Below are 6,413 nucleotides of genomic sequence, written 5' to 3'. Positions count from 1 at the left end.
CGCACTCCGCTGACCGTACTGGCCGGCTTTGTCGAGACGCTGCAGAACCTGCCGCTCGATGAGGACGATCGCCGGCGCTATCTGGGGTTGATGGCCCAGCAGGCCCACCGCATGCAGACCCTCGTCAACGACCTGCTGACCCTGTCGCGCCTGGAGGGCAGTCCACCGCCGGGCAGTGCCGAGTGGACGCCCCTGGCGGTGCTTCTCAGCCAGTGCGAACAGGAAGGGCGATCGCTGTCTGCCTTGCTGGCCTCCACCCGGCCGCATGAGATGCTGTTCAATGCCTCGCCGGCGGCCGAGCTGGCAGGCTCGCCCAGCGAACTGCTGAGTGCCATGTCCAACCTGCTGAGCAACGCGATTCGCTACACGCCGGCGGGCGGCCGGATCGAAGCGGGATGGCGGATTCTGCCGGACGGGCGTGGCGAATTCACCGTGCGCGATACCGGCCCTGGCATCGCGGCTGAACACCTGTCTCGATTGACCGAGCGCTTCTACCGGGTGGACCGCAGCCGGTCGCGTGAAACCGGTGGGACCGGCCTGGGCCTGGCCATCGTGAAGCACGTGATGCAACGCCATGGTGCTGAACTGAAGGTCAGCAGCACCCCGGGCGCGGGTTCGACTTTCTCGCTGCTGTTTCCGGCGAGCCGTGTGCGCCAGGTTGCCGTCAGCGCGCCCGCCGCGGTCCCGATGGCGGACAAGCGGGTCAGCGTGTCGTGATCACGTCGACGTCTTTTTCGTAGACGTCGATCCGGTTGTCGTACAGCGGAATGGTCGTGCCGTTGACGCGATTGCTGATGAGCTTGCCGAGATCGACATCGGCAATGACGATCTGCTCCATGTTGGGCACGCCCTCGGCGGCAATCCCGTCGCGTGCAAACGGAAAATCGGACGGCGTGATGATGGCCGCCTGGCCGAAATGCAGTCCCAGGCCTTCCACGGCGAGGTTGCCCACCGTGCCGGTGACGGCCACATAGACCTGGTTTTCGATGGCGCGTGCGTGGCAGCAATAGCGCACCCGCCAGAAGCCCTGCCGGTCATCGGTGCACGAGGGAACGAAGATGATGTCCGCTCCCTGCTCGCAGACCTTGCGCGCCAGCTCGGGAAACTCGATGTCGTAGCAGATCAGGATGCTGATGCGGCCATGGGGCGTGTCAAACACGCGCAGATGGTGTCCCGGATCGCCTTTCCATTTTTCCCTTTCCCAGCGCGTCAGGTGGATCTTGTCCTGCGTGAACACCTTGCCGCCGGGCGTGAACAGGTAGGCGGTGTTGAGCAATTGACCGTCGGTGATGGTGGGGTGGCTGCCTCCCACAATGTGCACCCCCCAATGCGCCGCGAGTTCGGTGAACAGGTCGATGTAGCGGCTGGTGAAATCATTCATGTTGCGCACCGCGCGACGCAGGTCGCTGGTGTCCATGAACGACAGCAGCTGGGTCGTGAATATTTCGGGGAACACGACAAACTGCGGCTTGTAGTCACCCGCCGCCTTCATGACGAAGCGAACCTGGTTCTCGAATCCGTTCCAGTCGTTGATCGAGCGCAGCAGGTACTGGACTGCCGCGATGCGCACGGTGTTCTGGGTGGGCTTGTGCGCCGGGTCCTTGGCAAGGTCGGGGTGTTGCTGGCTCATGGGGGCGACTCCGTTGCGCCGCTTGCAGCGCGTTGAAGCGCGGTGCCCTGCGACGGGTCATAGTCCGGATTGATCCAGACGATCAGTGACGCATGGCCACTGGATTCATGGTCATCCGGCAGATAGTTTTTCATGATACCGCAGTACCTGAATCCCTCGCGTAACTGGAAGCTCAGCACGGGGTCGAACAGATCGCCCCACAGCACCTTCCTGGCGTACAGCTCGATGGGCATCTGATCTGCCACGCGGGCATACCCCGGCAGGCGGCCGCAGGCGATGATCCGGCGCAGGTTGAGCTGCTTGCACAGCTTTCTGCGGCCCTCGTAGAGCAGATGGCCGACGCGTTTGCCACGCAGGCGCGGATCGACGAACACTTCGGCGCCGTACAGCGTCAGGCCCTGCGGCGTGTGGGTGTCGAAAGTGCCGGATGCGGTGATCTCGCTCCATGTGTGCTCTTCGGCCCACTCATCCCACAGAATCACCAGGGAACTCGCGCAGCCCACCAGGCGGCCGTCGAGTTCGGCGACCAGTTGGCCTTGGGGGAACAGCTCGAGCTGATGCGCCAGCTGGTCCCGTTTCCAGGGGGCAATGCTGGGATAGACCTGCGCCTGCAGCCGGAGCAGGGCGTCGATGTCGGCGGACGCCGTGGGGCGGACAATCAGTTTGGCCATGCGGCCATTATCACGGGCCGACGTGTTTGAACAGCAGCACGTTGTCGGCCGCATCGGCAGGGGGATGCAGATTGGCCTGCAGCGTCCATTGGCGCATGTCCAGCGCGGCGGTCAGCGCTGCCAGGGAATCCGCGCCCACCGCCAGCCACGGGCAGCTGGGTTTGAGCTCGACAGGTTGCAATTTCAGCCGGCTGTGGTACCGCAGGGCGGCGACCTGGCCGCGACTCAGGCCGTGGATCTCCACGCACCCGCCATCATCGATCTGCCGCACCACCTGTCTGACCAACGGGGTGTAGCCCCGGGCGTAGTCGAGCAGCGGCATCCACAGCGTCATCAGCAGCAACCAGCATAGCGCTGCGCCGGCAGCAGGTAGCACCAGGCTCTTCCAGATGGCCGCACGATTGCGGCCGGCGCGCCAGCGGACCAACCAGGCCCAGCTCAGGGTGGCCAGCAGGGCGACGACCAGGGCCAGCAGAGAGAAGCTGGGCTCGAAGCCGGGGGCGAGCCGGGCCACGTTGGCCGCGGGTTTGGCCGGCACTCCGGTCTGCATGGCGACCCACACCACCCAGATCACCAAGGCACAGGCACTGAAGAACAGCAGGGTGAACCAGTCGATCAACGCGGCCACGCTGCGCTGCAACGTGGGCAGGGCGAAGGCCGCCAGCGCGGCCAATGCGGGCAGGCCCAGCAGCAGTGACCGGTCGGAAGAAGGCGTAACCAGTGTGGTGACCACGGAGGTCACCACGAACACCAGGGGCAAGGCGACGTGGCGGCTGCCCAGCTGCCGGCGCCAGCGCCAGAGCGTCCAGCAGGCCAGGGGCCAGGCGGGCCAGGTGAACCAGAGCAGCAGGCGCCCGAGGCTGCGCCAGTCCCGCCAGCCCCCGGCGGGCAGCCCAATGCGCCAGCGAAAGGCCTCGAGCGCCCAGGCCATGGCCGCAGTGCCCAGGGCGATCAATACGATCCCGCCCGCCCAGTAGCGATGACGCCGCCGCAGTGCCGGATCGGGTGAGCGGTCTGCCAGGGACAGGGCCGCACCTGCGAGGGCAAACAGCAGTGCCATGGCGGGGGCGCCACTCAGGGCCAGCCCGGATGTGCCCAAAAGCAGCCCGACGATGGGCCACCAGGTCCTCCAGGGAATGGCGGCCAGGGCGTAGAAAGTCAGTGCCGTGAAGCCAACCTGGGCCAGCGCGGGTGTGGTTTCATGGGACAGCTGGGCCAGGCCCAGGCAAGCGATGAGTGCCAGCAGTCCTCCATCCGCCATGGCGCGGGCATAGTCGGTCGGCTGCGCCTCCCCGCCGAACGCAAAAGTGACAGGCTGGGCTTGTGGACTGCGGGCAAGGTAGTACACGCCGTACCAGGTAGCGACCAGCGTGAGTGCGAGCAACAGTGCAAACGGGATGCGGGCCGCGAAATCGGCGGGAATCCAGGGAGGAGCTAGCTGGATGGCCCAGGCCCCGAGCCAGTAGGGCAGCAGTGCGTCAAACTCGGGGGGCTGTCCCAGCAGTGTCGGATGCAGCCAGTGCGACGCTCCGGAGGCCAGCTCCGCCATGTAGCCAAACGCCGTCATGTCGGCGTTCTTCCAGGGCTCGCGGCCGATGAAGCCAGGCAGCACGTACGCCAGGCAGAACAGCAGCAGTGCGAGCCGCGGCAAGCGCCGCACGGCGGTCTGGGTGACGATGGCGGGGGTGGGCTGGTTCACTCGGCAAATTATGGGCCCCGATGCCGGGGTGCGGCCCCCCGAAGGCAGAGACCGCAGACCAAAAAAAAGGGCAGCGCGGTAAACCGGGCTGCCCAGTATCTGGCGGAACGCAGCGTATCAGGCGGCGGTCTTGCCTGCTGCAGGCTTGCCGAACTTCTTGAAGAACTTGTCGACGCGGCCACCCATGTCGTTCACGGACTTCTGCGTGCCCGTGTAGAAGGGGTGCGATTCGCTGGAGGTGTCCAGCTTGAACAGCGGCAGCTCGCGGCCGTCGTCGGTCTTCCCCATTTCCTTGGTGTTCACGCAGGAACGGGTCACGAACTTGAAACCGTTGGACAGGTCCACGAAGAGCACTTCGCGGTAGTTGGGGTGAATGCCTTCTTTCATGATCTTCCTCGAGTCAGCTGCGGGAGCCGGGCCGGACCGTCCAGCCTACTTTCCGCACAAAAGCCCTCAATTATACAATGAAATCAAGGGCTTGGCGAAGGTGTCAGCCACCGCGGCGCATCATGTCGAAGAATTCGACGTTGGTCTTGGTCGCGCGCATGCTCTTGAGCACCATCTCCATGGCCTCGATTTCGTCCATGTTGTACATGAACTGGCGCAGGATGCGGGTCTTTTGCAGGATCTCGGGGGCCAGCAGCAGTTCCTCGCGGCGGGTGCCGCTGCGGTTGAGCTGAATGGAGGGGAAGACGCGCTTCTCATACAGGCGCCGGTCGAGGTGGAGTTCGCAGTTGCCGGTGCCCTTGAACTCTTCGAAGATCACTTCGTCCATGCGGGAGCCGGTGTCGACCAGCGCAGTGGCGATGATGGTCAGTGAACCACCTTCCTCGACCTTGCGGGCGGCGCCGAAGAAGCGCTTGGGGCGTTGCAGCGCGTTGGCATCCACACCACCGGTCAACACCTTGCCGGACGAAGGCAGCACGTTGTTGTAGGCACGGGCCAGACGCGTGATCGAGTCCAGCATGATCACCACGTCCTTCTTGAGCTCGACCAGGCGCTTGGCGCGCTCGATCACCATTTCGGCGACGTGCACGTGACGCGCCGCCGGCTCGTCGAAGGTGGAGGCGATGACCTCGCCGCGCACCGTGCGCTGCATTTCGGTCACTTCCTCGGGGCGCTCGTCCACCAGCAGCACCATGAGTTCCACGTCCGGGTGGTTGGCGGTGATGGCGTGGCAGATGTGCTGCATCATCACCGTCTTGCCGCTCTTGGGCGGGGCGACGATCAACGCACGCTGGCCGCGGCCAATGGGCGCGATGATGTCGATGATGCGCCCGGTGATGTTCTCGTCGCCTTTGAAGTTGTCCCGCTCAAGCTTCATCTGCTCCTTGGGGAACAGCGGCGTGAGGTTCTCGAACATGATCTTGTGCTTGTTGTCCTCGGGGGGCAAGCCGTTGATCTTGTCGAGCTTGTTCAGTGCGAAGTAGCGCTCGCCATCCTTGGGGATGCGCACTTCGCCTTCGATCATGTCGCCCGTGTGCAGGTTGAAGCGACGGATCTGGCTGGGCGAGATGTAGATGTCGTCGGTGCTGGCGGTGTAGCTGGTGTCCGGTGCGCGCAGGAAGCCGAAACCATCGGGCAGGACCTCAAGCACACCGTCGGCGAATATCTGTTCGCCCGCTTTGGCGCGCTTCTTGATGATGGCGAACATCAGCTCTTGCTTGCGCATGCGGCCGGTGTTCTCGATTTCCAGCGCTTCGGCCTGCTTGAGCACTTCGGATACGTGCAGGGCCTTGAGTTCGTTAAGGTGCATGGACGTCACTCCAGCAAGGAGGCGAATGAGGTGAGCGGGGGGGTGAGCGCGGTGGCCCGGTTGGCGGGCATTGCGCGAATGTTTGCGGGCGCTGGGTGGGCCCGCATGCGGCGGATTATGACAGGAATCGCGACCGTGGCGACCTGCCCTCGGGCCTGCGCGCAGCCCGATGGCCCGGACACCGTCCGGGCCGGATGACAGCGATCAGGCCAGTTGCTGGTCGATGAAGGCGGTGAGTTGTGCCTTGCTCAGCGCGCCAACCTTGGTGGCGGCCAACTGGCCGTCCTTGAACAGCATCAGCGTGGGGATACCACGGATGCCGAATTTGGCGGGCACGTCGCGGTTGTCGTCCACATTGAGCTTGGCCACCTTGAGCTTGCCGTCGTAGCTGCCGGCCACTTCGTCGAGGATGGGTGCGATCATCTTGCAGGGGCCGCACCATTCGGCCCAGAAGTCCACCAGCACGGGGGCCTTGTTGTCCAGCACGTCGGCCTGGAAGGTGGCATCGGAGACATGTTTGATGAGATCGCTGGCCATGGATTCGTCCTTGGTTTCGGTGAGCGGGGTGAGGTTACAGTGCGGCGCATGCGGTGAACCGGGCGACGACGTCGGCCCCCCTCAGGCAGCGGCCGCATTGTGACAGAAACCCCCTTTTGA

7 protein-coding genes are annotated in these 6,413 nt (G+C 64.6%); 1 reads left to right on the top strand and 6 read right to left on the bottom strand.

The features are described from left to right. A partial coding sequence (locus KF871_RS16325; protein WP_291144886.1) for an ATP-binding protein occupies window positions 1-717 on the top strand: 717 nt, incomplete at its 5' end. Here the strand turns inward: KF871_RS16325 and KF871_RS16320 are convergent. The 6 genes from KF871_RS16320 to trxA form a co-directional block, all read right to left on the bottom strand. Continuing rightward, window positions 704-1,630 (bottom strand): carbon-nitrogen hydrolase family protein, encoded by a 927-nt coding sequence (locus KF871_RS16320; RefSeq protein WP_291144883.1) that lies wholly within the window; start codon window positions 1,628-1,630, stop codon window positions 704-706. The two genes, KF871_RS16325 and KF871_RS16320, sit on opposite strands and share 14 nt — an antisense overlap. Continuing rightward, entirely contained in the window at window positions 1,627-2,301 is a 675-nt protein-coding gene (locus tag KF871_RS16315; RefSeq protein ID WP_291144880.1) for a GNAT family N-acetyltransferase, read from the bottom strand. The genes KF871_RS16320 and KF871_RS16315 overlap by 4 nt, the downstream gene beginning before the upstream one ends. Before the next feature lie 10 nt (window positions 2,302-2,311). Then, entirely contained in the window at window positions 2,312-4,000 is a 1,689-nt protein-coding gene (locus KF871_RS16310) for a hypothetical protein (RefSeq protein WP_291144877.1), read from the bottom strand. 117 nt (window positions 4,001-4,117) lie between these two features. Then, window positions 4,118-4,387 (bottom strand): type B 50S ribosomal protein L31, encoded by a 270-nt coding sequence (locus KF871_RS16305; protein ID WP_291144874.1) that lies wholly within the window; start codon window positions 4,385-4,387, stop codon window positions 4,118-4,120. A 103-nt stretch (window positions 4,388-4,490) separates the two neighbouring features. Then, the gene (gene rho / locus KF871_RS16300; protein WP_291144871.1) at window positions 4,491-5,756 is read right to left on the bottom strand and encodes a transcription termination factor Rho; all 1,266 of its coding nucleotides are present in this window, start codon (window positions 5,754-5,756) and stop codon (window positions 4,491-4,493) included. A 204-nt stretch (window positions 5,757-5,960) separates the two neighbouring features. Then, on the bottom strand, window positions 5,961-6,293 hold the full coding sequence (trxA, locus tag KF871_RS16295; RefSeq protein WP_291144868.1) for a thioredoxin TrxA: 333 nt from the start codon (window positions 6,291-6,293) through the stop codon (window positions 5,961-5,963). Between the last annotated feature and the right edge of the window lie 120 nt (window positions 6,294-6,413).

This window comes from Hydrogenophaga sp., from assembly GCF_019635465.1.
Lineage (GTDB): Bacteria > Pseudomonadota > Gammaproteobacteria > Burkholderiales > Burkholderiaceae_C > Hydrogenophaga.
This window is presented reverse-complemented; position numbering and strand designations above follow the sequence as displayed.

What these genes read in the sequence shown, in the direction of transcription:
- trxA (WP_291144868.1), bottom strand. Translation starts at nt 6,293, where the DNA reads ATGGCCAGCGATCTCATCAAACATGTCTCCGATGCCACCTTCCAGGCC.
- KF871_RS16305 (WP_291144874.1), bottom strand. Translation starts at nt 4,387, where the DNA reads ATGAAAGAAGGCATTCACCCCAACTACCGCGAAGTGCTCTTCGTGGAC.
- KF871_RS16320 (WP_291144883.1), bottom strand. Translation starts at nt 1,630, where the DNA reads ATGAGCCAGCAACACCCCGACCTTGCCAAGGACCCGGCGCACAAGCCC.
- KF871_RS16315 (WP_291144880.1), bottom strand. Translation starts at nt 2,301, where the DNA reads ATGGCCAAACTGATTGTCCGCCCCACGGCGTCCGCCGACATCGACGCC.
- rho (WP_291144871.1), bottom strand. Translation starts at nt 5,756, where the DNA reads ATGCACCTTAACGAACTCAAGGCCCTGCACGTATCCGAAGTGCTCAAG.